This is a genomic window from Kribbella antibiotica (genome assembly GCF_004349055.1).
Lineage (GTDB): Bacteria > Actinomycetota > Actinomycetes > Propionibacteriales > Kribbellaceae > Kribbella > Kribbella antibiotica.
On record NZ_SMKX01000135.1, the window covers coordinates 1 to 25409 of the forward strand.

A 25409-nucleotide genomic window follows, 5' to 3' on the forward strand; every position below is an offset into this window, starting at 1 on the left:
CCGCTGCCCCGCTGCCCCGCCTGAAGCGCGCGCTCGCGCGCACCACCTGCAGTGGCTAATGCCGCCAGGATCCGGGCTCCCGGCGGGCCGCCGGAGAGGCCGCCGCGGCCACCGAGTCAGCACGACGAGCTGCAGGTGGTACCTGGGCCGGCCCGTTCGGGTTGGACTCCTGCGTGGATTTGCGGCTGGCGCGGACTACCTGCAGTTGCTGATGCCGCTGGACTCGATCCGCCGGCCGTTTGCCGGGGTGCCCGCTTGGCGTGGGCTCCGGCATACCGACTGCAGGTAGTCCATGCCCACCGCCTCTGCCAGCCAGGCGCCCGCCTGAACTCGCGACTCGGGGGCACCATCTGCAGTTGTTCGTGCCGCGCGGTTGGGCGGTCGTCGTGTGCCGGGTCCCGTCGTGTGCGGCGGCATGACGGACTGGAGGTGGTCGGCGCTTGGGGGTCGGCTCGTGTCGCCCCCGGCCTGAATTCGTGGGCTCGCGGGCACCACTTGCAGTTGTTAATGCTACCGCGCGCTGGATCCGCTGGTGTTCGTCGAGACGTCGGGTTCGTGCGCGCCGACACGACGGACTGCAGGTGGTGGGCAGGTGATGGATCAACCCGCGGGGCGCTCCGGTGTGGACTGCGGGCTCAGGCGGACTACTTGCAGTTGTTGGTGTTGCGGCGGCGGCGCCCGCGGGGCTGGTACGACGGGTTGTCGGTGATTCCGGTGGTGGCCTCGGCCGGGATGTGGATCGCGAGGCGCGCGGACTGGCTGCAGTTGGAGGTGCTGCAGTGGCTAGGCGGCGTGGGGAAGGCGGGTGGTGAGTGGGGTGAGGGTTCTGAGGGCGAGTGCGGTTTGGATTCGGTTGATGACCCAGTCCGGCTCGTTGATGATCTGCTGGTAGGTGAAGCGGAGGACCCGCCAGCCGGCGGCGACGAGGTTGTTGTAGCGGCGGCAGTCGGCGTTCAAGGCAGTGGCCGAGCTGTGGAACTCGCGGCCTTCGGCCTCAACGGCGAGCCGGGCCGGCCGATGACCGAGGTCGACGCGGGCGATGAAACCGGTCTCGTCGTAGATCTCGACCTGGGGCTCGAAACCGGTGAGGCCGGCGGTGAGCACGCGACCGCGGAGGATTGATTCGAGGAAGCTTTCCGCGAGTGCTGTCGCGGCGGCTGCGATCAGGAGTGCGTTCGGTCGTCCGGGACCGCGCATGTTCGTCGCTGCCTGGTGGAGTTCGAACTGAGTGACCAGCCTGGCACGAAGAGCGGCGTCGGCGACGGCGAGCCCTTCACCGAACGGGAGGATTCGCGTGCAGTCGGCGACGGTCCGGAGCGGTGTAGTGATCCGCGTACGGCGCTCCTCGGCGGTGACCGTGGCCCAGTGCAGGACGGCCGGGCGGTCGTAGCGCGGGTGACGCCGGGGCGGGAGGATGATGTGCGGCTTGTCCGGCTGATCCAGCAGCGGCAGGCCCCAGAGGTGAGCGGCGCTGAGGTGCGACACCACGCCGTCGTACGCGAGGGCCGCCAAGCGCTCCGGGCCCAAGCCGGGCAACGCGTAGACCCCGCGGGCGACCCGTTCGATTTCGCCGCTCTGCACGGCCCGCTCCAAGGCGGCCCGCGGGACGAGCAGACGCAACTGGGCGGCAGCGGCCGAGCCGTCCAACGAGGCCAGGGTGTCGGCAACAAGAGGCATCCCACCAGCTTGCCAAAATCCGCGGAATCGTGGCTTGAGTTATCCACAGGCCAGCACGAAGAACTGCAGGTACGGGCGTTGGGGCCGATCAAGGCGGGTGGTCTGAGCCTGGGCGGTGGGCCGGTGCCAGACCACCTGCAGTTGTTCGTGTCGGCGGGAAAGCCGCCGCAGGGAATTGTCGGCGGCGAGCGCTAGCGTGCGGAGGTATGAAGACGGTTCTGCATGACTATCTCAAGGGCACTCGGGCTTTGTTGCTGGCGAAGCTGGACGGGTTGAGTGAATACGACCAGCGGCGGCCGTTGGTGGCGTCGGGGTCCAACTTGCTCGGGCTGGTGAAGCACCTGGCGGGCATCGAGTACGTGTATCTGGGCACGAGCGTGGGACGGCCGCCGGCAGAGCAGTTGCCTTGGGACGCGGATGGCTCGGTGTGGGACGGGGCCGACATGTGGGTGCAGCCGACGGAGAGCTCGGAGTACATCACCGGCCTGTACCGCGCGGCTTGTGCGCACAGTGATGAGTCGGTTGCGCTGCTGGAGCTGGATGCGCCGGCTGAAGTTCCGCATTGGGCAGAGGAGAAGCGGCGTACGACGTTTGGGGCGTTGCTGGTGCGGATGGTCGACGAGACCGCGCATCATGCGGGTCACGCCGACATCATCCGGGAGCTGATCGACAACGAAGACAGAACGAGTGAGTACTACCTGACCATTCAGCGTGCGGCGGAAGCCTTCACCAGCCGAGAGGCGTGATCCCCGTGGTGTTCGGGAGGTTTGTGCGCAGGCGGAGGTAGCGAGCGGTGGTCGGCCAGCAGCGGATGGTCTTGGCGTTGGTGTCGGCAAACCGGCCCGTCGTGTGGGCGGAACCCCAGTTGGTGCCGTCGGTGCTGAGGTAGACCTCGTAGGTGCCCGCCTGCTTCGGCACGTAGGTGACCGCGGTGACGGTTCGGGCGGAGCCGAGGTCGAGTTGGAGCTCCTGCGCGTCGGACGAGCGGACCGCGTAGTTGAGGCGGCCGGACGACATCACTGGGTCGCTGATGCTCGCCGTACCGGATTCCAGATGTCCGGCGAAGCGCCGGGTGAAGCCGTCGGTGGTGTCGGCGGTCGCGGTCAGGTCGTACCAGCCAGCGGCGCCGTTCCCCGTGCTCCACCAGTCCTCGACAGTTGCGCCCGCGCCGACCCCGTACGTCCACGGGCCGCCGGCGCGGTTGTTGGTTTGGATGGTGATCACGCAGGCTTTCGAGCCGGAGTTCGTCATCTTCAGCCAGACCAGGTTGTCGGCCGGCGCATACCGCAGTGTGACCTCGGGGTTGGCATTCCCGCTCGAAGTCGCGGTGATCCGGTTCCCGGCAAACCGCCGGACGAAGCCGTTCGGTCCGACAACGCTCAGATCGTAGGCGCCACTCGGCGTACCGGCCTGCCAGTAGTCGGAAACGTTGCTCCCGGCACCTACCGTGTAGCGCCACGGCCCGTCGGTGCGGAAGGCGTTCGCGTACACATAAAAGTGCGCACCCGCCGCCCCAGCGTTGCTGAAGTCGATCCAGAAGTTGTCGGAGGCAACCCGCCCCGACACAGTCAACGTGTACGGCAGCGGTCGTGCAGCACGCGGTCCGGCCTCCGGCACCGGCAAGGCCTGCGCCGAAGGAGGAGCCGGGTACGTCGTCTCCCAGCCGGGCGTCGGGGGAGTCGCGGGCAGCGTCGGGTAGCTGGGGTTCGCCGTCGTCAGATCGAGAGCGGAGGTGAGGTCACCAGCGACCGCGCGTCGCCAAGCAGAGATGTTGGGCTCTGCGATGCCGGACCACTTCTCCAGGAACCGCAGCACGGACGTGTGGTCGAAGACCTGTGAGCACACGTTGCCGCCGCGGCTCCACGGCGAGACGACGAGCATCGGGACCCTGTTCCCGAATCCGATTGCCTCACCGTTGACGATCTCGTCGGCGATACCGGGGGTCGACTGCCCCTGGTCCGCATTCACCGGCGGCATCGGCGGCGGTACGTGATCGAAGAACCCGTCGTTCTCGTCGTAGGTGATCAGGACAACGGTTTTGTTCCACACGGCCGGGTTCGAGGCGAGTTTGTCGAGGATCTCCTTGGTGAAGTTCGCGCCCTCGGCCGGCCCCCACGCCGGGTGTTCACACTTCGGCTCCGGCGCCACGATCCACGACACCGCCGGCAGTCGACCAGCAGCAACGTCGTCCCCAAAAGCAGGGACCAGTTGATCGGCCGCAACCCGTGCCAGACCGCGGTCGTACAACCGACGCTCAGCCGCACTCAAAGTCGCGACCCCCGCGGCCAGTTGCTGCAGCAAACTTGCTCGCTGGGACGCGTTCCCCGGCCGGACGCCCTGGTTGTAGAAGAACTCAAGCTTCTTGTACGGCGTCTGCGCGAGCGCCTTCCGCCCGATGTCGAGGAACTTCTTGAAGTAGTCGAGGGAATTGTCCCCGTAGTTGTCCCACTCCTGGTAGACCTTCCAGGTCTTGCCCGCCGCTTCCAGTCGTTCGGCGTACGTCGTCCACGTGTACCCGGTGTGTCCCGGGTTCTGCCACGCATCGTTGCCGATGGCGCGATTCGACGTACCGGGCTCGAACCCGAGCATCCCGCTGAACAGGTAGAACCGGTTCGGGTTCGTCGGCCCGAGCTCGGAGCAGTGGTACGCGTCGCAGATCGTGAAGGCGTCGGCGAGGGCGTAGTAGAACGGCAGCTCGGACCGCAGATGGGTAGCCATCGTGTACTTCGTCTTCTGCGGAATCCACTGGTCGTTCTTGCCACCGTTCCAAGCGCGGTGGCCGCTGCCCCAGTCGTGCGGCGTGCCGGTCATGTACTGACTCGCGACCGGATAGGGCAGCACGTAGCCAGACCCATTCGGCTGGTGAAAGACGGACCGACCGGTCGACAGCGTCCGGGCCAGCGGATCGTTGAATCCGCGAACCCCGCGGAGCGTACCGAAATAGTGGTCGAAGGAACGGTTCTCCTGCATCAGGATCACCACGTGCTCGATGGTTTCCAGACCACCGGTCGGGGCGGGAGCGGCGAGCGCGCGCTGAAGGCTGGCAGGCAGCGCGGCAAACACACCGGCGCTCACTCCAGCGGCCTTGAGGAAGTCTCTGCGGTCGATCGTCATCGGTACACCTGTTCTGTCGGGGCGGCGGCACAGAGGTGAAGAACGGTCGGTAACGGTGTAAAGCGCTCGGCGGGCCTCGTCAAGATCAAGCAACTGATGTTGCCCTGATAGTCACTTGGCGGCGTACCGAACCGTTCTCTCGCGGTGGCAGCGGTGCTACCGTCACAAGTCAGCGCCCGAGACCCCGGCGACGATCTGACGTCGAGTTGGTCCAAGTACGCTCTCATTCCTTGTGGTCGAGGTCCCCCTCGCTGCCCTTCGCCGATCCGGCGCCGGACCAGCACCTCGGCTCCCGGTCGTTCGGGCGGCTCGGCGGACTTCATTCCTCCGCCGAGTTCGCATTGGTCGCTGTCCGGCACCTCCACTCAGGCAGTGCACCAACCGCTGGATTTCACCGTCGCCTGCAGGGCCCGAACCTGCTGGCGGCGCCCCCACGCCCCCACGCCGACCGCGCGGCCACACCGGATGACTTGACGACTGTGACAGTGACACTGTCACAATGGTCTGCATGGGACCCCTGGAAGGCGTGAAGGTCGTCGAGCTGGCCGGTATCGGCCCGGCGCCGTTCGCCTGCATGCTGCTGGCCGAGCTCGGCGCCGACGTACTGCGGATCGAGCGCCCCGGCGGCGGGCTAGCGATGGGACCGCCCGAGCTCGAGCTCGTCAACCGGGGGCGCCGCAACGTTGCGCTCGACCTGAAGAACCCCGCGGCGATCGATGTCGTACGGCGCCTGGTGGCGGAGGCCGACGTACTGGTCGAAGGGTTCCGGCCGGGGGTTGCGGAGCGGCTCGGCGTAGGCCCCGACGATTGCGCGGCGATCAACCCGCGGCTCGTCTACGGCCGGATGACCGGCTGGGGGCAGGATGGTCCGCTGGCCCAGTCGGCCGGGCACGACATCGACTACCTTGCACTCTCCGGCGCGCTGCACATGATCGGCCGCGCCGGGGGACCGCCGCAGGTCCCGGCCAACATTCTCGGCGACTTCGCCGGCGGTTCGCTCTACCTGGTCGTCGGCGTACTGGCCGCGCTGCACAACGCCCAGCGCACCGGCGAGGGCCAGGTGGTGGACGCCGCGATCGTGGACGGCTCAGCGCACCTGACCACCATGCTGCTCGGTGCACTCGCCGGTGGATCGTGGAAGCAGGAGCGCGGGACGAACATCCTCGATACCGGCGCGCCGTTCTACGACGTGTACGAGACATCCGATGGCCAGCACATGGCGGTCGGCGCGATCGAGCCGCAGTTCTACGCCGAGCTGATCAGCAAGCTCGGCATCGAGGTGCCGGATCGCTACGACCTGGCCAAGTGGCCCGAGTTGCACAAGGTTCTGGCCGAGACGTTCCGGCAGCGGACGCAGGCCGAGTGGACCGAGCTCTTCGACGGCTCCGATGCTTGCGTGGCGCCCGTGCTTCCCCTTGCAGCCAGTCATCCCCACCTCAATGCCCGCGGCACGTTCGTCGACAAGGACGGCGTCCGCCAGGCCGCACCGGCACCCCGCTTCTCCCGTACGCCGACCACTCTCGACCGGCCGCCCGCGCGTGCCGGTGAACACACCCGCGAGGCGCTCGCCGACTGGGGCATCACCGATATCGACGGTCTGTTGCAGGCCGGCGCCGCCGTACAGATCTGAAACGAGGATCCGCCTGTGGAACGCCAGCTCTTCGATGCCGATCACGACGCCTTCCGGGAGACCGTCCGGGCCTTCTGTGACAAGGAGATCGTCCCGCACCACGACAGCTGGGAGGAGGCCGGCATCGTGCCGCGGGAGCTGTGGACCGCAGCCGGCGCGACCGGTCTGCTCGGCTTCATGGTCCCGGAGGAGTACGGCGGCGGTGGGGTGCGCGACTTCCGGTTCAACTCTGTCCTGCTGGAGGAAACGGCTCGGGCTCACGCGAGCGGTGTCGGCTTCTCTCTGCACACCGACATCGTTTCGGCGTACCTGCTCGACTATGCGAACGACGAGCAGAAGGCCCGCTGGTTGCCGGGCTTCTGCTCGGGCGAGACGATCACCGGCATCGCGATGAGCGAGCCCGGCGCGGGCAGCGACCTGCAGGGCATCCAGACCACCGCCCGCCGCGACGGCGACCACTACGTCCTGAACGGCCAGAAGACCTTCATCTCCAACGGCATCCTGGCCGACCTCGTGATCGTGGTCGTCAAGACCGACCCGGAGGCCGGTGCCCAGGGCATCTCGCTGATCGTCGTCGAGCGCGGCATGGAAGGCTTCGAGCGCGGTCGCAACCTCGACAAGATCGGCCTGAAGGCCCAGGACACCGCCGAACTCTTCTTCGACGATGTCCGCGTCCCGGCCGCGAACCTGCTCGGCGAGGAGGGCAAGGGCTTCATCTACCTGATGGAGAAGCTGCCGCAGGAACGCCTCGCCATCGCCGTCATCGCCGCCGCGGCCAGCGAGAACGTCCTCGCCGAAACCATCCGCTACGTCAAGGACCGCAAAGCCTTCGGCCGCCCGATCTCAGCCTTCCAGAACACCCGCTTCGTGATCGCCGAGTTGGCGACCGAGGTCCAGATCGCCCGCGTCTTCGTCGACCGCTGCGTCACCGAACTGAACGCGGGCACCCTCACCGTCGCCGAGGCAGCCATGGCGAAGTGGTGGACCACCGAGCTGCAGAAAAAGGTCGTCGACCGCTGCCTGCAGCTCTACGGCGGCTACGGCTTCATGACCGAATACCCCATCGCCAAGGCCTACCTCGACACCCGCGTCCAAACCATCTACGGCGGCACCACCGAAATCATGAAGGAGATCATCGGAAGAGTCATCCTCAGCTGAGCAGGACCAGCCGCCAGCGCTGGGCGGCTGCACCGGTGCAGGTGTTCTGCACGAGCTTGGCGTCGTCGGCCGTCGATGAAGCGCTGACATCCAGACATTTCGCGGTGTTCGCCGAGGCGACCGTCCAGGTGCCGTCACCGGCTGGCCGGAAGGTCCACTTCTGGTTCGGACCACCCGAGCAGCCCCACTGGATGATCGGCGCTCCGTCGTCCGGCGACCCGTGCCAGACGTCCAGACAGCGGCCGCTGTGCACAGACGTCAGGGAGACGGCCCCACCGCCCGCGTCCCCGATCCGCCAGCGCTGGTTCGGCTGACCCGTCCCGAGGTACTGCACGATTGGTGCCTCGTCCGCACCCGACCCCTGATAGACGTCGGCGTACTTGCCACTGTTGGCGTTGGCCAGGAAATAGGTGTGCCCGGCGCGCGGCGGTGGCTGCCCCACCGACGTACCGCAGACCAGCCGGGCGTCAGCCCAGTCCGCATGGTCCTGCTGGGCGCCGTCACCGCCGTCCGCCACGACCAGATCGACCTGGCGCGCACCCGTGACATCAGCACTGAGCACTTGCGCTGCGGACGCCCTGGTCAGTACGCCGGTAGTCGCCACCGGCAGGCCATCGGCCACCACGGTGAAGGTTGCCGAACCAGGGGCGTTGGCCTCATCGTCGATACCGACTGTCGCGGTGAACGTCGTACAGCGTCCACCGGTATAGAGCGAGACGTCGCCGGCCGAGTGCATACCGAGGCCTTTGGTGAAGGTCTGACCGCGCAGGCTCAACGTCCGCCCGTCGCCAGGCTGAGACTCGCCGACCGACTTGTTCCGCTCGACCGGCCCCCACCCGTTGGCTTCGGCGAGGAAGGGCAGATCGCTCACGGAGACAGGGCTCGACGGTGCGACCGGGCGCGGGAAGAGCGCGGGATCGTACGACGGCGCAGGCACCTTGGACACCGTGAGAGAGGTCTTCGCGTTGCCCAGCGGCACGAGCTTCACCGGACCGAGCCCGGCAGTCGAGCCGTTGAGAGACCAGACAGCGACGGCCAGGCTGTTCCGCCCGTTCGGGTCGAGGATGCCGGGCGGAATCGGGAAGACCCGCTGCGGCCCGCCGCCTGCTCGGCCGAACTGCCAGCCGTTGACGAACAGCAGCGCCCGGTCCGGCAGACCCTCGAAGCTGACTCCAAGGGGTACGTCGTGCCCAGCGGGCAGGGCGAGGTCGACAGTACTGCGATACCAGCCGATGCCCGGCTGTCCCGGCCGGTGCGGCAGTGTCACGCCCGGCCAGCCGGTATCGGGATAGCCGGGCAGTGACCAGCCGGCTCGCTCGCCGCCGAGGCCCCCGGTGTTCATCGGCCCCCGCACCTTGTCGAGGGTGGCGGCGCCTTGGATCCGCCAGTCGATAGTGGCGGCGGACCCCGCCACAGTGGCGACGGTCAGTCCGCGGGGATTCTTGTGGGTCTCGACATCCGAGCCGACGAACATCTCGTCGTGGCCGGTGTTGTCCACCAGGACCGCCAGCACGTTGTCCTGCCCGGCGCGCGTCACCCCGGCCGGAATCGGGAACGACGCCGACACCGCTTCGGGGCCGCCCTCGCCGCCACCCAGATAGGTGCCGTTCAGCCAGACAGCGTACGTCCCAGACTTCCCGGTCCAGACCGTGATCGACGTACTGGTCTCGGCGCCGACACCGGCGAAATGGCCGCGGTACCAGGTGTTGCCGTGGTTGATGGTCGCGGTGCGCTCGAGTGCCCGCGCCCAGGTGGAGTCGTCGTACGACGTCTGCGCCTCGGCGGTGTCGCCCTGGTAGCGCCAGTTCAGCGCAGGCAATGCCCCGATCGCGACGGGTCCACCGACGCTGCCGAGACGGCTGCCCGCGGCGGTCTGGGAGGTCGGGACGGCCGCCCCGTTCCAGCTGATCGCCGACGCAGCCGGTGCCCACACCTCTAGGTCAGTCGCGGTCGTGGTGTCTCCCGTCAATGCGAGCGTGCCGCCAGTCGTCTTCGCCGTACGGACCAACTGGGGTCCACGGATCAGCGCGGTCCCTTGTCGCCAGTACTGCGCCGAATCGGCGTCGGACGTGAGGATCAGCTGCAGCGGCCGCGCCAGTCCGCCACCACTGATCAACACCCGGACTGGCGCCCCGTCGGCATGGCTGTAGTTGAGCCGCAGGTCTCGTCGGGTCGGATCCCAACTCGACTGGGCCGTGCCGGACTGGACGGCCACCTGCGGCTGGCTGGAGAACCGCAGTACGGATTCACCCGACTCGCCGGAGCGACCGTAGAGCACTGCGACGTCGCGATCGGTGGTGACGTGGGTCAGCAGTTCGGAGGTCGAATAGACGAGGTGACTCGCCCCTAGGTCGTGGTCGGCGAGTAGCAGCTTGGAATCACGCCCTGCAAGGCGAATCGTGCCTTGCTGCGGCACGGTGGGGTAAGCGCCGTCGTCGGTGGACAGCCCGATCGTGGTGGTCGCCGTTGCCTTGGAGGTGTGGTCGGCGTGCCGCAGCACGATGGCTTGGGTGCCGGTGTCCGGGTTGCGGCGGACCATGGCGTTGACGGCCGGGTTGGACGGCGCCTGACCAAGAATGCCCGGGTCGGTCTTGGCCAACGGCGCGACCGCTCGGACGAGATAGCCGAGGCGTTTCATCTCGTCGTACTTCGGTCCCAGCCGGCGTGACTCGTCGATGGGGGCGGCGTAGTCGTACGACGAGTAGACGTAACGACCCCACGGCAGCCAGCCCCACGACGTACCGCCGAAGGCCATGTAGAAGTTGGCGACCGTCTCACCCTGGCCGATGAGGTTCTTGAAGAAGACCCGCTCGTACTGCTCGTTCGTGCGCTGCCGGCAGGCGTCGAACCCGTGACCACCTTCGTCGATCGAGCCGCTGCCGTACTCCCAGGTGGCGAGTGGCTTGTTCTCGGCTCCGGCCGGCCTGGTCAGCGTCGGCAACGGTCCCCAGCCGTCGTCGGGACAGCTGAAGCCGTTCGGGTACTCGTCGCGGGTCCCGGGCAGATCGACCGCCCCCACCCCGGTCGTCCACCGCTCCTGGTTCCCGATCGTCGGCACCGTGATCCCGTCGGCCCGGGCCTGATCGATGAGAGCCTGCATGTACGTCGGCCGGTCCAGATAGAACTCGTTCTCGATCTGGTACGCGAGGACGGTGCCGGTGCCGTTGGTGTACTGGTGGCGAGCGATGATCGTGTCGATCCGGTGCAGCCAGTCCTTCGCGGCCGCCAGGTAGTCGGGCGCATCGCTACGAGCCACCCCGGTCTGCAACTTGAGCCACGACGGGAATCCACCCGAGCTCGTCTCCGCGTGGATGTAGGGGCCGGGCCGGGCGATCACGTAGATCCCCACCTCGGCGGCGATATCGAGCAACTTGTCGACGTCGCGGACGCCGGTGAAGTCGTACACCCCGGGCTCGGGGGAGTGGTAGCCCCAGTGGAAGTAGATCGAGGTCGCGTTGAACCCGGCGGCCTTCATCTTCTGCAGGACGTCGCGCCACAGATCCGGACTGGGCAGCCGCCAGTAGTGAAACTCGCCTGCCCAGAGGAACTCCCGCTCCCCGTCCAGAATCACTGAGTACTTGTCGTACCCCACGGTGTGCGCAACCGCCGCCTGCCCGGCTGGCACCCGCCCGGTCGCCGGTCGGCTTGCCGCGGCCGTCGTGGTCGCGAGCAGTCCCACCACCAGCAGCAGGACGGTCCCCAGCGCAATGCTCCACCGGCGCATGGCAGCTCCTAATTCCGATATACCGAAGACATCATCTCCATGCGAGAAAAGCACATCCCAGCCCAGGCGGCAACGACCCTTCGACCCAGCTGGAAATGCGTTCTAGGTAGATCGGATCTACGTAGATCCGATCTACCTAGATTTATCGGGAGCTGACGCAACTACGGCAGATCTGTCAGGACGTCGATGGTGGCGAAGGACTTGAGGGGCTGGACGGTGCCGTTCAGGACCGGTACGACGCTTTTGTCGTTGAGCAGGTAGCGGCGGTAGAAGGCGGACAGGTAGGTGGTCGAGAGCAGGCGTTGGTGGGTCTCGGTGAGCTGCTTGTCGGCGCGGGTGTGGTCGTCGTCGGCGGTGCAGTGGTTGGCAGACGGGCGAGGCGGTTCGGAAGCGGCGTCGTCGTATGCGCCGACCTGACCGCTGCTTGGTGACCATTGGGTGTTGTAGAAGTTGTGGTTCGCGCCGTGGACGTAGTACTCGTAGAACGGCTGCTTGTTGTGGGCGGTGAGATAGCGGAGGTGTCCGTCGACGGCGCGGTCGCAGCTGCCGACGAAGGATGCGACTGGGATGTTGGTGATCCGGTAGTTGGTGAGTTCGGGGTTGTCCGGGTCGTCGTCGGGGGAATAAGGCTCGGCTGCAGCCAGCGGTACGACGGCTTTGATCCGGACTCCGGCCGGCCAGTTCTTCTGGTTCACGTCGGCGGCCTCGAACAGGGTGCCGCGGCCACCGCGGGAGTGGCCCATCAGGCCGACGTTCATCAGGTCGGCGTGGCCCTTGAAGTTCACCGGGAGCTTGCCGGTGAGCGGTCCGCCGCCGGTGGCTGACAACTGCTGCCACATCTGCAGGTGGCGGCTGATGAGCGAGGCCCTGGCAACGTCCTGTTCCTGGCCCATCAGGTTGATCACGCTGTTTGCGTCGATCGAGACGACGATCATGCCTTGCGCGGCGAGCGCCGTACCGGCGTAGTCGTAACCGCGGTAGCTCGGGATGGCCGGCGTACCGTTTGCGCACGGCCAGGCGGCGAGTTTCTCGTAGTCCTGGTCTTCCCAGGCTTGCTTGTCGGCGCAGGTGATCCACAGGCCGTGCGACATCAGGACGACCGGGTACTTATGCCCGGTCAGATCCTTCGGATAGTGAACGACGCCGGTCAGTTCACCCAGCGAGTACGTCGCCGTTCTGACGGAGTGGACGGTCGAGGCCTGGGCGGTGGTTGCCGTCGGCACCAGTAGCGCGGTGAGCGCGGTGACGGCGGTCAGCAGTTTCCTCATGCACGCCTCACGCGGAGGTCTCCAGAATGGTTGTCAGCTGTGGTTGACTGCCCTCAGGATGCTTGAGGGAGGTCAGCCATGGGGATCGTTTCGCCGGGGTTCACCGGTCGTCGGCGCAGTGCGGAGGAGCTTCCGCCCGGGCAGTACCTGACTCACGATTTTCCGGTGCTGTCGGCAGGCCCGACGCCGCAGGTGCGGACGGAACACTGGGAATTCACCGTGACCACGGAGTCCGGTGCGAAGCACAAGTGGGACTGGGCGGCGCTGATGGCGTTGCCGTCCGAGGAGGTCACCAAGGACATCCACTGTGTGACCCGGTGGTCGAAGCTGCAGACGGAGTGGCAGGGCGTCTCGCTCGACACGCTGCTCGCGGATGTCGAGACCGGGGCCGACTTCGCCTTGGTGAGCAGCTACGGCGGTTACACGACCAACCTGCCGCTGGACGATCTGCTCGACGGTCAGGCCTGGATCGCGTACGAGTACGAGGGTGAGCCGATCCATTCCGAGCACGGCGGCCCGGCGCGGTTGCTGGTGCCGCATCTGTACTTCTGGAAGAGCGCGAAGTGGGTCCGCGGGCTCACGCTGTCCGACACCGAGGACTTCGGCTTCTGGGAGACCGCCGGCTATCACGAGTACGGAGACCCATGGAAAGAACAGCGGTACGCCGGCGACTGAGCTGGCAGGTCGCGACCGTCGCCGAGGTGCGGCGGGAGACGGCGACCGCCAGCACCATCGTGCTCGACGTTCCGGACTGGCCCGGTCACCTCGCGGGCCAGCACCTCGATGTCCGGCTCACCGCGGACGACGGCTACCGCGCGTCCCGGTCTTATTCGATCGCTTCCGCCTGGACAGGCACTTCCTCGACGATTGAGCTCACCGTCGAGCAGGTGCCTGATGGCGAAGTCTCGCCGTACCTGGTGGGGGTGTTGAAGCCTGGCGATCCGCTGGAGTTGCGCGGCCCGGTCGGCGGCTGGTTCGTCTGGAAGCCTGAGCAGGAGGGGCCGGTGCAGCTGATCGGTGGCGGCTCCGGCATCGTGCCGCTGCGCGCGATGCTCCAGGCCCACACCGCTAGTACGACGCCAGTCCGGCTGCTGTACTCCGTCCGCCGTCCCGAGTCGGTCATCTACGTGGATGACCTCAAGCACCTGGCCAGCGCCGACAACGTCCACGTCAGTCTCGTCTACACCCGCGAAGCCCCGCCAGGGGAGCCTCGGGTCGGCCGCATCGACGCCGAGGTGATCGATCGCCTCGCCTTCAAGCCAACCGACGACCCGACGACGTATGTCTGCGGCCCGACGCCCTTCGTCGAAACCGTGGCGGACCTATTAGTTGCCGCAGGCCACAATCCAGACCGCATCAGGACCGAACGCTTCGGACCGACAGGAGGCTGAGCGATGACCGACTATCTGGACGGCAACGCCGCCGCCGGCGCACTGAGCGAGGTGTTCGCGGTCGATGTGACGGCCGCGATCGCCCGCTGCGACGGCTGTGGCCAGACCGGTGTCTTCGCCGACACCCGCCTCTACCTGAACGCACCCGGCATGGTGGCCCGCTGTCCAGGCTGCGATCACGTGCTGCTGCGCGTCGTCACTACACCCACCGAGACGTACGTCGACCTCCGCGGCCTGACGTATCTCCGGCTACCTACCTCCTGACCGTCAGCTGAACAATCCCCTGATGTCGTCGGCGTCCAGGCCGGCGCCGAAGGCGTTTCCTTCGTCCATCACGCTGGCGAACAGGGCTGCCTTGCGCTCCTTCAGCTCCATCACCTTCTGTTCGATCGTGTCCTTGGCGATCAAGCGGTAGACCATCACCGTGCGCTGCTGCCCGATCCGGTGGATCCGATCCACCGCCTGCGCCTCGGTGGCCGGGTTCCACCACGGGTCGAGCAGGAAGCAGTAGTCGGCTTCGGCCAGGTTCAGGCCGACACCGCCCGCCTTGAGGCTGATCAGGAACACGGGCGCGTCGCCATCCTTGAACCTCGCCAGCACGTCCGGCCGGTTGCGAGTGCTGCCGTCGAGATAGCAGTACTCCACGCCGTCTGCGTCCAGCCGCTGCCGGACCAGATCAAGGAACGAAGTGAACTGACTGAAGATCACGGCCCGGTGCCCACCACCGATGATGTCGGGGAGCTGCTCCATCAGCGCTTCGATCTTCGCGCTGGGCAGACCGCTGTGGCTATCGTCGACCAATCCGGCGTGCAGGCTGAGCTGCCGCAAGAGAGTCAGCGACCGGAAGATCGTGAACCGATTCTTGTCGAGGTCGGCGACCAGGCCGAGGATCTTCTGCCGCTCACGCTGCAGGTGGGTCTGGTAGAGCTTGCGGTGCCGAGGCTGAAGCTCCACCTCGATCACCTGCTCCTGCTTGGCCGGCAGATCGGCCGCGACCTGCTCCTTGGTCCGGCGCTTGACCAGCGGTTTGATCCGCCGGCGCAGCTGGGCCAGCCGCTCGGAGTCGCTCTGCTTTTCGATCGGGCGGGCGTAGTGCTCGTCGAAGCGCTTGGGGCTGGGGAAGAGGCCGGGCGAGGTGATCGACAGCAGCGACCACAGCTCCATCAGGTTGTTCTCCATCGGCGTGCCGGTGATGGCCAGCTTGAAAGGCGCCGGCAGGCGTCGGCAGCACTGGTAGAGCTTCGACTGGTGGTTCTTGGCGTACTGGGCCTCGTCAAGCACCAGCCCCGACCACGGTCGGTCGGCATACGCATCGATGTCCAGGCGGAGCAGCGTGTAGGAGGTCACCACGACATCGGCGTCGCCGATCGCTTCGTCGAGTGTCTGTCCACGGCGACGCAGGGTGTCGGAGATCGACACGACCTTCAGCCCCGGCGCGAACCGGGCCGCCTCGGACGGCCAGTTCGACACGACGCTCGTGGGCGCGACGATCAGGAACGGCGCGAGCGAGGCCTCGGTCGCTTTGGCATGGGCGATCAAGGCCAGTGTCTGCAGGGTTTTACCGAGCCCCATGTCGTCGGCCAGAATGCCGCCGAGCCCGAACTTCCACAGGAACGCCAGCCAGCGGAATCCGTCCACCTGGTAGGGCCTCAGTGAGGCATGGATCGTGGCGGGCAGCTCTGTCCGGACTGCCGAGTCGACGGACCGCAACGCGGTGAGCTGCAGATTCCAGGCCTTCGCCTGGCGGCCGACCACCCCCAGCGCCTCAAACTCCTCCCACAGCCCGACCTGGTAGCGGCTGATCTTGAGGCTGTCTCCTGGGGAGTCCTGGAGGGCCCGAGCCTCGTCGATCAGGGTCCGGAGCGTCTGCAGCTCCGGCTTGTCCAGGCTGAAGTAGGCCCCGTTGGCCAGCAGGAGATAGGACCGCCCGGCGGTCAGGGCACGGAAGACGTCGACGAAGGGGACCTTCGCGCCCTCGACCGTGATCGTGATCCCTAGGTCGAACCAGTCCGTCGTACCGGCCGGCGCTGAGGTGGAGACCGCGATGGTCAGCGAATCACCCGCCTCGCGATAGTCGACCGGGGTGCCGCTCACCACGATGTCCACGTCAGGCTGCGCAGCCAGGCGCGGAAGCAGTTCGGTGCTGAACTGCATGGTTTCGAGGCCCCGGAAACTGGTCTCGGAGCGGAACTCCTCCGGCAGGTCGAGACCGGTCAGAATCTCGTACTCCTTGTCCGGATCGCGGTACAGGCCGAGCTCGGACGGGCCTGGCTCCAGTGGCACCCGGACTGGCAAGTCGTCGACCTGATAGAGCCAGCTCCAGCTGAGATCGAGCTCGTGAAGATCGCCGTACTCGGCGTGGATACTCAGCTGCGGGCCGGAGACCACCGGCGGCGAGAACGACCCGTCCGACGAGCTGACCGCCGCCACCTGCCGAAGCTGCGGGTAGTACTCGGCGCGGAAGCGGGCGGCTTCGGTCGTGGGGATCCGGATCCCCTGCCCGGCCAGCACCGTCTGCTGGAGCCCCGGCGGCACGGGCCGGGAAAGCCTGGCCAGCTGGAATCGCAGGTCGGCCAGACCTGGTGAGGCTTCCAGCTCTGTCCGGTCTGCCCAGATCAGGCCATGTCCCTCGGAACCGACAAACCCGAGCGGCACCGAGTCTCGTGCTGGTCCGTCACCGTCAGCTGCGAATCGAAGAACTGGCGTGACCAGCAGCGCGTCGCCCGCTGCGTCGTTCGTGACGTCGAGACTGAACTCGGCGCTGTCGTACGGGTCGAGGTCGCCCTGACGTTTCTTGCTGTAGACCAACCGCACACCGGTGGCCAAGGCTTGGTCCAAGAGCGTCCAGAGCTGCTCGGTGTTGAAGTCGGACAGCATGATGAGCTTGTCATCGCTGGCGTAGCTGACGTCTGTTCGGCGCGAGTTGTAGGAGGCATAGAGCTCCTTGAGTACCTGTGCGTGCGCAGCGACCAGCTCGCCGTAGGGGTTGCTCAGCTTGCTCCAGCTCAGGTTTCCCCGTATCCAGCCGGTCTGGCCCGCCTTCACGACGCGCCCCAGCAGCCGAATCCGATCCGGCGCCGACCGCTCCGCAGGATACGAAGAGAGGCCGGTGGACAAGGTCAGCTCGATCGCGAGCGGCGCCGCGTGCGCACGGTCGTTCGCGGCGGCCTTTGGCCGGAGGAGCAGGCCAAGGGAGTCCTCCCAGGTCGGTGGCCGTACCACTACCGGTCGAGGGGGCTTCGGCTTGGCCGGCTGGCGGAAACTTGGCAAGGACGGCTGTGCGACGGCCGGTGCCACTGCGGCGGACGCGATCGCCTCCAGGGCCAACGCGGCGGCATGTTTGCAGTCGAACCTGACCGGGCAGCTGCACTCACCTCGGACATACTCCGCTCGGCCGTCACCAGCCGATGAGAGCTGGACCATCGTCTCGTAGAACTCTTCCAGCCGACCGCGCACCCGACCGTGCAGCACGCTCGCCTCGGGGTCCCACCACATCGACCTGACAGCTCTGCTGCGGGCGTAGTCGAGGCCTTTGGCGTAGGTCGCCGCACCGACGGCTCGCCTCACCTCGGCAGGACTCAGATCACCCACGCTCACCGACTTCATACGTGAACGCTAGCCGCCGCTTCCGACAGATTCGCCAGAAAAGTCTTCGCGGGCCTCCTGAACTTCGGCGATTTCTACCGCTTACCGCGCTTGCTCTGGGTACGGCGGATCGTCTCGCGCTGCGTCTCGCCGACCGCACGCTCGTACGCGATCACGAGCCCTTGGATCGTCACAGGCTTGAACCGCTCGACGAGCTGCTGGATGTGCTCCGGCGCTCCACCCGAATCGCGGTAGTGCGGCCAGACCATCGTCCGGAACACCTCGGTCAGCTCCTCGGCGATCGCCCGGCCGTGTTCGGAGAACACTTTCGTGACGGCCAGTACGGCGTCGACCGGCAGATCGAGGTCGAGCAGCTCGGCGCCGAGCCCGAGATGAGCGGTCGCGACATGGAAGACGTCCTCGTCCGGCGTCGGTTCCACGACACCGAGTGCCACCAAGGCGACGATGTCGTCATCACTCAGGTCGCGACCAGTACGTCGTACCAGCGCGGCCCGATCGAGAGTCTCGGGGAGGTCGCGCATCCACGGGGTGAGCAGGGTGCGGTGTAGCGCGATGTCCTCGGGGGTCGCGTCGGCGGGGATGCGCTCCAGATAGCCCTCGATCGCCGAGAGCGTGAACCCATGCGCCTGGAGCTCCCGGACGAGATCGAGCCGGGCGATGTGCTCGGCGCCGTAATACCCGACCCGGCCGCGCCGTACGGGCGGTGGGATCAGGCCGCGCCCGGCGTAGAACCGCAGCGTCCGGACGGTCATCCCCACCCGCGTCGACAGTTCGTCGACCGTCAGAGTGGCGTCGTCCGGAGAGTCAGGCATGGCGGAGATCATAAACGAGCCCCCTTGACGACCGTGACACCAACACTGTCACAATGCGGGTGACGACTCGACCGACGGGAACATCATGAGTGAAGCCTTCCTGTACGACGCGATCCGGACACCGCGCGGCAAGGGCAAGCCGACCGGCGCCCTGCACGAGGTGAAGCCGATCCAGCTGATCACCGGCCTGCTGGAGGAGTACCGCACCCGCAACCCCCAGCTCGACCCGGCGGTGATCGACGATGTGGTCCTCGGCGTGGTGACGCCGATCGGGGACCAGGGCATGGACATCGCCCGGACCGCCGTCCTGATGGCCGGCTACCCGAACACGACCGGTGGCGTCCAGCTCAACCGGTTCTGCGCCTCCGGTCTGGAGGCCGTCAACCAGGCCGCGCAGCGGATCCGCTCCGGCTGGGAGGACCTGATCCTGGCTGGCGGCGTCGAGTCGATGTCGCGGGTGAAGATGGGTTCGGACGGCGGCGCCTGGGCGATGGACCCGGAGACCGCACTGGCCACCGGCTTCATCCCGCAAGGCATCAGCGCCGACCTGATCGCGACCATGGACGGCTTCTCCCGGACCGACGTCGACACGTACGCCGCAGAGTCGCACGCCCGAGCCGCCAAGGCCTGGGCGAACGGCTACTTCGCGCGTTCCGTCGTACCGGTTGTGGACCGCAACGGTCTGCAGATCCTCGATCACGACGAGCTGGTCCGGCCCGGTACGACGGTTGAGACGCTCGCTGGTCTTCCCGCGTCGTTCGCGGCGATCGGTGAGCACGGTGGTTTCGACGCGGTAGCGCTGGAGGAGTACGTCAAGGTCGAGCGGATCGACCACGTGCACCACGCCGGGAACTCGTCGGGCATCGTCGACGGCGCCGCACTGGTGGCAGTCGGCAGCGCTAAGGCGGGGGAGGCCCTCGGGCAGGCCCCGCGCGGCCGTGTGGTCGCTGTGGGCGTGAGCGGCGCCGACCCGACGATCATGCTGACCGGTCCGGCCCCGGCCGCCCGCAAGGCGCTGGCGAAGGCTGGGCTCGAGGCGTCGGACATCGATCTGTACGAGATGAACGAGGCGTTCGCCGCGGCGGTCCTGCACTTCATGAACGACCTCGGCGTCCCGCACGAGAAGGTGAACGTGAACGGCGGTGCGATCGCGCTCGGGCACCCGCTCGGTGCCACCGGTGCGATGCAGATCGGAATCCTGCTGGACGAGCTGGAGCGGCGCGAGCTCCGCTACGGTCTGGCCACCCTGTGCGTCGGCGGCGGCATGGGCGTCGCGACGATCATCGAGAGGCTTGCGGCATGATCGAGTGGAGCAACATCGAGGGCATCGTCACGCTGACGATGAACGACCCCGACGCGTCGGCGAACACCATGAACGACGCGTACGTCGCGGCGATGGGCGCGACGATCGAGCGTCTGCAGGCCGAGAAGGACTCGATCAAGGGCGTCATCGTCACCAGCGCCAAGTCGACGTTCTTTGCCGGCGGCAACCTGCAGCAGCTGGTGCAGATCCAGCCGGAGCATGCGCAGCAGGTTTTCGACATGGTCGAGGAGGTCAAGCGCCAACTGCGGGTGCTCGAGACCCTCGGCGTACCGGTTGTTGCTGCCATCAACGGTACGGCGCTCGGCGGCGGGCTGGAGATCGCGCTGGCGACGCATCACCGGATCGTTGCCGATGACAACCGGATCGAGATCGGCGTACCGGAGGTGACGCTCGGCCTGCTGCCCGGTGGTGGCGGTGTGACGCGGACCGTCCGGATGCTCGGGTTGCAGGACGCGTTGATGAAGGTCCTGCTGCAGGGGCAGCGGATGAAGCCTGCGCACGCTCAGTCGGTCGGGATCGTCGACGAGGTGGTGCCGGCCGATCAGCTGCTCACGGCGGCGCGCGCCTGGATCACGTCGTACGAGGGCGATGCGAAGCAGCCGTGGGACCGCGACGGTTACAAGATCCCCGGCGGTACGCCGTCGTCGCCGAAGCTGGCCGCGTTCCTGCCGGCCTTCCCGGCGAACCTGCGCAAGCAGCTGAAGGGTGCGCCGTACCCGGCGCCGCGGGCGATCATGAGCGCGGCGATCGAGGGCGCGCAGGTCGACTTCGCCACCGCATCACGAATCGAGTCGCGGTACTTCGTCTCGCTGGCGACCGGTCAGATCGCGAAGAACATGATCAAGGCGTTCTTCTTCGACCTGCAGGCGATCAACGCCGGGGCTTCGCGGCCGGACGGCGTACCGGCGTACAAGGCGCGCAAGGTCGGCGTCCTGGGTGCGGGCATGATGGGCGCCGGAATCGCGTACGAGTGCGCGAAGGCCGGCATGGAGGTCGTCCTCAAGGACATCTCGCTGGAGGCCGCCGAGAAGGGTAAGGCGTACTCGGAGAAGCTGCTCGCCAAGCAGGTGCAGAAGGGCCGCAAGACGCCCGCGCAGGTCGAGGAGTTCCTCAGCCGGATCACGCCGAGCGCCGACCCGAACGACCTCGCCGGTGCCGACCTCGTGATCGAGGCGGTCTTCGAGAGCGAAGAGCTCAAACGGAAGGTCTTCGCCGAGATCGCAGGGGTGATCGAGCCCGACGCACTGCTCTGCTCGAACACGTCGACGCTGCCGATCACCTCGCTCGCCGACGGGATCGACCGGCCGGACGACTTCGTCGGGATGCACTTCTTCTCGCCGGTCGACCGGATGCCCGCGGTCGAGCTGATCGTGGGGGAGAAGACGTCCGACCGAACCCTCGCGAAGGCGTACGACGTCGTACGGCAGATCAAGAAGACGCCGATCGTGGTGAACGACAGCCGCGGCTTCTTCACCTCGCGGGTTTTCGGCACGCTGGTGATGGAGGGCGCCTCGATGGTCGGCGAGGGCGTCGACCCCGTGATGATCGAGCGCGCGGCCTCGCTGGCCGGCTTCCCGGCACCGCCGCTGACGCTGCTGGACGAGGTCACGCTGACGCTGCCGCGGAAGATCCGCGACGGAGCCATCGCGGCCGGTGACAGCGCCGGTCCCTTCAGCGACCACGCCGGGATGGACGTGGTCGGGCGGATGATCGACGAGTTCGATCGCACCGGCAAGGCAGCCGGCGCGGGCTTCTACGACTACCCGGCCGATGGGCCGAAGCGTCTGTGGCCCGGGCTGCGGGAGCACTTCACCGGTACGTCGGACGCCTCGCTCACCGACATCCAGGACCGGTTCACGTTCATCATGTCGCTGGAGACTGTCCGCTGCCTGGACGAGGGCGTGCTCCGCTCGGTCGCCGACGCGAACATCGGCTCGATCTTCGGGATCGGGTTCCCGCCGCTGCTCGGTGGCGCATTGCAGGCGATCAACTCGTACGGCGTCGCGAAGTTCGTTGAAAGAGCAACGGAATTGGCATCGGTCTACGGTGAGCGCTTTGCTCCGACAGAGTCGCTGATCCGGATGGCGGCCGACGGGAAAACGTTTAACTGATCACGGGCCGATACCGTACGCGCAACATTCCACACAATCGAACAAATAGCAGCGCGCCCGGTCTTGCGCCGGGCGCGCTTTTGGGTCAGTGTGCCTGGTACTTCTCCAACGATTCACCCGGCTACGTTCCAGGTGGAGGCTGTTGGAATGTTTGATTTAGTTGTATCGTGTGCGAAATCGGAGATGCTTAACGCTGTTAAGTAACTCGGAACTCCTGGCGCCTCTAACCCCTGCGGCGCTGCTCTGAGGGAAGGTGGAATTCATGCCTGCTCATGTTCCGAACGCTGGTCTGAACCGGCGGGATCTGCTCAAGCGGGCCGGTGGTCTGGCCGCGCTCGCAGCGTTCACAGCGGCCTGCGGTGGCAACACCGGCCGACCGTCCGGTGGAGGTGGCAGCGGCGGCGCGAAGGTCAACCTCGCGCAGTGGTTCCACCAGTACGGCGAAGCCGGCACCCAGCAGGCCGCGATCAAGTACGCGAAGGCCTATACGGATGCGAACGTGGCCGTCCAATGGACCCCTGGTGACTACGGCAGCAAGCTCGCCTCCGGGCTGCTGTCGAGCAACGGTCCGGACGTGTTCGAGAGCCAGCTCAATATCGGCATGGTGAAGAGCAACCAGGTGGTGCCGCTCGACGACATCATCGCCGACGTGAAGAGCGACTTCTCCGAAGGCGACCTGGCCACGAACACGATCGACGGCAAGGTCTACGGCATCCGGATGATCGTCGACCCGCAGGTGATCTACTACCGCAAGTCGATGCTCGACAAGGCCGGCATCAAGCCGCCGGAGACCATCGACGACCTGGTCGCCGCCGCCAAGGAGCTCACCACCGACAAGGTGAAGGGCATCTTCGTCGGCAACGACGGCGGTAACGCCCTCGGCGGTCCCGCGCTGTGGTCGTCCGGCGGCACCTACCTGACCGACGACAAGAAGCCCGGCTTCACCAACGACCGGGCCGCGTCCGCTCTCGGCAAGCTGCACCAGATGTACGCCGACAAGTCCGTCCTGCTGGGTGCCCCGACCGACTGGTGGGATCCGGGCGCCATCAACCAGGGCCTCGTCGCGATGCAGTGGATCGGCATGTGGGCCGTGCCGGGCATGGTGAAGGCGCTCGGCGACGACCTCGGTGTCTTCGCCTTCCCGGCCCTCGACGCGCAGAGCAAGCCGGCTGTGTACTCCGGTGGCTGGACGCAGTTCGTCTCGGCGAAGAGCGCGAACGTCGATGCGGCCAAGAAGTTCGTGAAGTGGCTGTGGATCGACCAGGCCGAGTTCCAGGAGGACTGGTGCCTGAACTACGGCTTCCACATCCCGCCGCGCAAGTCGCTCGCCGCGAAGGCAGCCAAACTGCAGAGCGGCGTCGCCGCCGAGACCGTCAAGCTGACCACGGAGTTCGGCCACACCGACAACCCGTCCTGGACCCCGAAGATGGGGACCGCGTTCACCGATCTTCTGACCAACGTGATCAAGAAGGGAGCTGACCCCTCCGCGGAGATCACGAAGGCCGAGAAGACGGTCGATCAAGAGCTGTCGCGGCTGTTCGGATGAGCAGCAGCGCACAGGACGTCGTACCGACCGAGCCCGTCGCTGCCGGCAAGCGGCGGGTTGGAGGCAAGCGACAGAAGGGTATTGCCGGGACCACCCGGACGTTCTGGCTGTTCGTCGGCCCGTTCGTGGCCGGGCTGCTGATCTTCTCCTACCTGCCGATCATCTGGAGCCTGGTCCTCAGCTTCTTCGAGGCCTACAACACGGTCACCCCGTCGAAGTTCGTCGGTCTGCAGAACTACATCGACATGCTGACCGACCGGAACTTCCTGTCCAGCCTGGGCACCTTCACGGTCTTCGCGGTCTTCATCGTGCCGCTGACGTTCGTGATGTCGCTCGCGCTGGCGCTGCTGGTCAACCAGGTCAAGGTCGCCAAGGCGTTCTTCCGCTCGGTGTTCTTCCTGCCGACAGCCTGCTCGTACGTCGTCGCCTCGCTGATCTGGAAGCTGTCGATCTTCAACGGCGTCCGGTTCGGTCTGGCGAACACCGTGCTCAGCTGGTTCGGCGTGGAGAACATCGCGTGGCTGTCGACCGTCGATCCGCCGTGGTACTGGATCCCGATCATCTCGGTCCGGTTGTGGCTGCAGCTCGGGTTCTACATGATCCTGTTCATCGCGGGCCTGCAGCGGATCAACCCGTCGCTGTACGAGGCGGCGTACGTGGATGGCGCCAAGCCTGGCTGGCAGATCTTCCGCTACATCACGCTGCCGCAGTTGCGCGCGACGTCGGTGTCGGTGCTGATCCTGAACCTGATCGCGGCCTATCAGGCGTTCGACGAGTTCTACAACCTGATCGGCAACGTCAACTACGCCCGGCCGCCACTGGTCTACCTGTACGGGATATCGCTCGGGTCGATCCAGGACCTCGGGCACGGCTCGGCCGGCGCCCTCATCCTGGCCGTCATCATCATGATCGTGACGCAGTTGCAGACGCGCGTCTTCGGCTTCGGAAAGGCAGGTGACTGATGGCCACGGCCGAACGCACCTCAGGCACTTTGGAGCCCATCGGTTACACCCGCAGCCCGCTGGGCCGGGTCGGTGGCGTACTGCGCTGGATCGCCCTGCTGATCGCGGTGGTCCTCTTCCTGCTGCCCTTCTACCTGATCCTCCGCAACGCCCTGTCGACCGAGGCCGACATCACCGCACCGGACTGGACGCTGTTCCCGCCCGAACTGCAGTGGGGCAACATCAAGGAACTCTTCAGCGACACCGAGGTCCCGATCGCGCGGGCGCTGTACAACTCCGCCGTCGTCGGCATCCTCGGCACCGGTGGCCAGATCCTGCTCGCCTCGCTGGCCGGCTACGGCCTGGCGCGCATTCCCTACCGGCACGCCGACAAGGTCTTCTACGCGATCGTCGCCACCCTGATGATCCCGGGCGCGGTCACCTTCATCCCCAGCTTCATCGTCGTCTCGTCGCTCGGCTGGGTCAGCACCCTGCGCGGTCTCATCATCCCCACGCTGTTCAGCGGATTCGCCGCATTCCTGTTCCGGCAATATTTTCTGAATTTTCCCAAAGAGCTCGAAGAAGCGGCCCGCGTCGACGGAGCCGGCTATTTCGGTGTCTTCTGGCGCATCGTCGTCCCGAACTCACTGCCGTTCTTCGCGGCCATCGCCGCCATCACCTTCATCGGCAACTGGAACTCGTTCCTGTGGCCTTTGGTGATCGGCCAGGACTCCAGCTCCTGGACCATCCAAGTCGCGATGTCCACCTTCGTCACCGCCCAAACGGTCAACATCCACGAACTCTTCATGGCAGTAGCAGTCTCGATACTCCCCTTGGTCCTGATCTTCGCCTTCCTCCAGCGCTACCTGATCCAAGGCGTCACCCAATCCGGCATCAAGGACTGAAGGAGCTCGCTCCGCCTCCCGCAATCTGATGGGTTCACCCCAAGGCCGGTTAGTTAAGGCGGTTTGGGGTGGTGGCGGGGAGGTTGATGGTGATGGTGGCTTTGTAGGTGGTGCGGTCGAGTTTTGCTTGTTTGGCGGGGTATTTCGATTGTGCGCGTTTGACTGCGCGGGGGCTGATGCGGGTTCGGCGTGGTGGTAGGAG

Annotated in this window: 17 protein-coding genes; 11 read left to right on the forward strand and 6 right to left on the reverse strand. The window is 66.6% G+C overall.

The window, feature by feature from the left end:
* Window positions 1-783: 783 nt before the first annotated feature.
* Window positions 784-1677, reverse strand: coding sequence for a type IV toxin-antitoxin system AbiEi family antitoxin domain-containing protein (locus E1263_RS32625; RefSeq protein WP_132174439.1), 894 nt, complete (start codon window positions 1675-1677; stop codon window positions 784-786).
* A gap of 206 nt (window positions 1678-1883) precedes the next feature.
* Here E1263_RS32625 and E1263_RS32630 point away from each other — a divergent pair, with 206 nt between their 5' ends.
* The gene (locus E1263_RS32630; RefSeq protein ID WP_132174441.1) at window positions 1884-2423 is read left to right on the forward strand and encodes a DinB family protein; all 540 of its coding nucleotides are present in this window, start codon (window positions 1884-1886) and stop codon (window positions 2421-2423) included.
* On the opposite strand, the gene E1263_RS32635 is transcribed toward E1263_RS32630, so the two are convergent.
* Window positions 2404-4791 carry a phosphocholine-specific phospholipase C gene (locus E1263_RS32635; protein WP_202869159.1) on the reverse strand — a complete coding sequence of 796 codons (2388 nt, stop codon included), beginning with the start codon at window positions 4789-4791 and terminating at the stop codon, window positions 2404-2406. The genes E1263_RS32630 and E1263_RS32635 overlap by 20 nt on opposite strands.
* Before the next feature lie 508 nt (window positions 4792-5299).
* Between E1263_RS32635 and E1263_RS32640 the strand changes: the two genes are divergently transcribed.
* Both E1263_RS32640 and E1263_RS32645 read left to right on the forward strand, forming a co-directional pair.
* Entirely contained in the window at window positions 5300-6421 is a 1122-nt protein-coding gene (locus E1263_RS32640) for a CaiB/BaiF CoA transferase family protein (RefSeq protein ID WP_132174443.1), read from the forward strand.
* Between the two features lie 15 nt (window positions 6422-6436).
* Complete coding sequence (locus E1263_RS32645) at window positions 6437-7579, forward strand: acyl-CoA dehydrogenase family protein (RefSeq protein ID WP_132174445.1); 1143 nt, start codon at window positions 6437-6439, stop codon at window positions 7577-7579.
* Here the strand turns inward: E1263_RS32645 and E1263_RS32650 are convergent.
* Together E1263_RS32650 and E1263_RS32655 are read right to left on the reverse strand one after the other, a co-directional pair.
* Window positions 7572-11303 (reverse strand): beta-galactosidase, encoded by a 3732-nt coding sequence (locus E1263_RS32650; protein WP_132174447.1) that lies wholly within the window; start codon window positions 11301-11303, stop codon window positions 7572-7574. The two genes, E1263_RS32645 and E1263_RS32650, sit on opposite strands and share 8 nt — an antisense overlap.
* 161 nt (window positions 11304-11464) lie before the next feature.
* Window positions 11465-12571 carry an alpha/beta hydrolase gene (locus tag E1263_RS32655; RefSeq protein ID WP_132174450.1) on the reverse strand — a complete coding sequence of 369 codons (1107 nt, stop codon included), beginning with the start codon at window positions 12569-12571 and terminating at the stop codon, window positions 11465-11467.
* Window positions 12572-12649: 78 nt separating this feature from the next.
* On the opposite strand from E1263_RS32655, the gene E1263_RS32660 reads away from it, so the two are divergent.
* Genes E1263_RS32660 through E1263_RS32670 form a run of 3 tightly spaced genes read left to right on the forward strand, consistent with a single transcriptional unit; the run spans window position 12650 to window position 14226 of the window.
* Window positions 12650-13246 (forward strand): molybdopterin-dependent oxidoreductase, encoded by a 597-nt coding sequence (locus E1263_RS32660; protein ID WP_132174452.1) that lies wholly within the window; start codon window positions 12650-12652, stop codon window positions 13244-13246.
* Window positions 13216-13962 carry a ferredoxin reductase gene (locus E1263_RS32665; protein WP_132174454.1) on the forward strand — a complete coding sequence of 249 codons (747 nt, stop codon included), beginning with the start codon at window positions 13216-13218 and terminating at the stop codon, window positions 13960-13962. The genes E1263_RS32660 and E1263_RS32665 overlap by 31 nt, the downstream gene beginning before the upstream one ends.
* A gap of 3 nt (window positions 13963-13965) precedes the next feature.
* On the forward strand, window positions 13966-14226 hold the full coding sequence (locus E1263_RS32670) for a DUF6510 family protein (RefSeq protein WP_132174456.1): 261 nt from the start codon (window positions 13966-13968) through the stop codon (window positions 14224-14226).
* Between the two features lie 3 nt (window positions 14227-14229).
* Here the strand turns inward: E1263_RS32670 and E1263_RS32675 are convergent, their stop codons facing one another.
* Both E1263_RS32675 and E1263_RS32680 read right to left on the reverse strand, forming a co-directional pair.
* The gene (locus E1263_RS32675; protein ID WP_132174458.1) at window positions 14230-17568 is read right to left on the reverse strand and encodes a DEAD/DEAH box helicase; all 3339 of its coding nucleotides are present in this window, start codon (window positions 17566-17568) and stop codon (window positions 14230-14232) included.
* A 74-nt stretch (window positions 17569-17642) separates the two neighbouring features.
* Window positions 17643-18380: a MerR family transcriptional regulator gene (locus tag E1263_RS32680; RefSeq protein WP_132174460.1), complete on the reverse strand. Its 738-nt coding sequence runs from the start codon at window positions 18378-18380 to the stop codon at window positions 17643-17645.
* Window positions 18381-18465: 85 nt separating this feature from the next.
* Here E1263_RS32680 and E1263_RS32685 point away from each other — a divergent pair, with 85 nt between their 5' ends.
* The 5 genes from E1263_RS32685 to E1263_RS32705 all read left to right on the forward strand — a co-directional run bounded on the left by E1263_RS32685 (window position 18466) and on the right by E1263_RS32705 (window position 25207).
* Entirely contained in the window at window positions 18466-19683 is a 1218-nt protein-coding gene (locus E1263_RS32685) for an acetyl-CoA C-acetyltransferase (protein WP_132174462.1), read from the forward strand.
* Window positions 19680-21815 (forward strand): 3-hydroxyacyl-CoA dehydrogenase NAD-binding domain-containing protein, encoded by a 2136-nt coding sequence (locus E1263_RS32690; protein ID WP_132174464.1) that lies wholly within the window; start codon window positions 19680-19682, stop codon window positions 21813-21815. Before E1263_RS32685 ends, E1263_RS32690 begins: the two co-directional genes overlap by 4 nt.
* 262 nt (window positions 21816-22077) lie before the next feature.
* Window positions 22078-23361 (forward strand): ABC transporter substrate-binding protein, encoded by a 1284-nt coding sequence (locus E1263_RS32695; RefSeq protein ID WP_132174466.1) that lies wholly within the window; start codon window positions 22078-22080, stop codon window positions 23359-23361.
* Entirely contained in the window at window positions 23358-24323 is a 966-nt protein-coding gene (locus tag E1263_RS32700) for a carbohydrate ABC transporter permease (protein WP_132174468.1), read from the forward strand. Before E1263_RS32695 ends, E1263_RS32700 begins: the two co-directional genes overlap by 4 nt.
* Window positions 24323-25207, forward strand: a complete 885-nt coding sequence (locus E1263_RS32705; protein WP_132174470.1) for a carbohydrate ABC transporter permease — start codon at window positions 24323-24325, stop codon at window positions 25205-25207. The genes E1263_RS32700 and E1263_RS32705 overlap by 1 nt, the downstream gene beginning before the upstream one ends.
* The last annotated feature ends 202 nt before the right edge of the window (window positions 25208-25409 follow it).

Bases quoted from the DNA above. Each gene is read 5' to 3' on its own strand.
- E1263_RS32675 (WP_132174458.1), bottom strand. From the start codon at position 17,568: ATGAAGTCGGTGAGCGTGGGTGATCTGAGTCCTGCCGAGGTGAGGCGA.
- E1263_RS32625 (WP_132174439.1), bottom strand. From the start codon at position 1,677: ATGCCTCTTGTTGCCGACACCCTGGCCTCGTTGGACGGCTCGGCCGCT.
- E1263_RS32650 (WP_132174447.1), bottom strand. From the start codon at position 11,303: ATGCGCCGGTGGAGCATTGCGCTGGGGACCGTCCTGCTGCTGGTGGTG.
- E1263_RS32670 (WP_132174456.1), top strand. From the start codon at position 13,966: ATGACCGACTATCTGGACGGCAACGCCGCCGCCGGCGCACTGAGCGAG.
- E1263_RS32690 (WP_132174464.1), top strand. From the start codon at position 19,680: ATGATCGAGTGGAGCAACATCGAGGGCATCGTCACGCTGACGATGAAC.
- E1263_RS32705 (WP_132174470.1), top strand. From the start codon at position 24,323: ATGGCCACGGCCGAACGCACCTCAGGCACTTTGGAGCCCATCGGTTAC.
- E1263_RS32695 (WP_132174466.1), top strand. From the start codon at position 22,078: ATGCCTGCTCATGTTCCGAACGCTGGTCTGAACCGGCGGGATCTGCTC.
- E1263_RS32685 (WP_132174462.1), top strand. From the start codon at position 18,466: ATGAGTGAAGCCTTCCTGTACGACGCGATCCGGACACCGCGCGGCAAG.
- E1263_RS32665 (WP_132174454.1), top strand. From the start codon at position 13,216: ATGGAAAGAACAGCGGTACGCCGGCGACTGAGCTGGCAGGTCGCGACC.
- E1263_RS32630 (WP_132174441.1), top strand. From the start codon at position 1,884: ATGAAGACGGTTCTGCATGACTATCTCAAGGGCACTCGGGCTTTGTTG.
- E1263_RS32655 (WP_132174450.1), bottom strand. From the start codon at position 12,571: ATGAGGAAACTGCTGACCGCCGTCACCGCGCTCACCGCGCTACTGGTG.
- E1263_RS32635 (WP_202869159.1), bottom strand. From the start codon at position 4,791: ATGACGATCGACCGCAGAGACTTCCTCAAGGCCGCTGGAGTGAGCGCC.
- E1263_RS32660 (WP_132174452.1), top strand. From the start codon at position 12,650: ATGGGGATCGTTTCGCCGGGGTTCACCGGTCGTCGGCGCAGTGCGGAG.
- E1263_RS32640 (WP_132174443.1), top strand. From the start codon at position 5,300: ATGGGACCCCTGGAAGGCGTGAAGGTCGTCGAGCTGGCCGGTATCGGC.
- E1263_RS32700 (WP_132174468.1), top strand. From the start codon at position 23,358: ATGAGCAGCAGCGCACAGGACGTCGTACCGACCGAGCCCGTCGCTGCC.
- E1263_RS32680 (WP_132174460.1), bottom strand. From the start codon at position 18,380: ATGCCTGACTCTCCGGACGACGCCACTCTGACGGTCGACGAACTGTCG.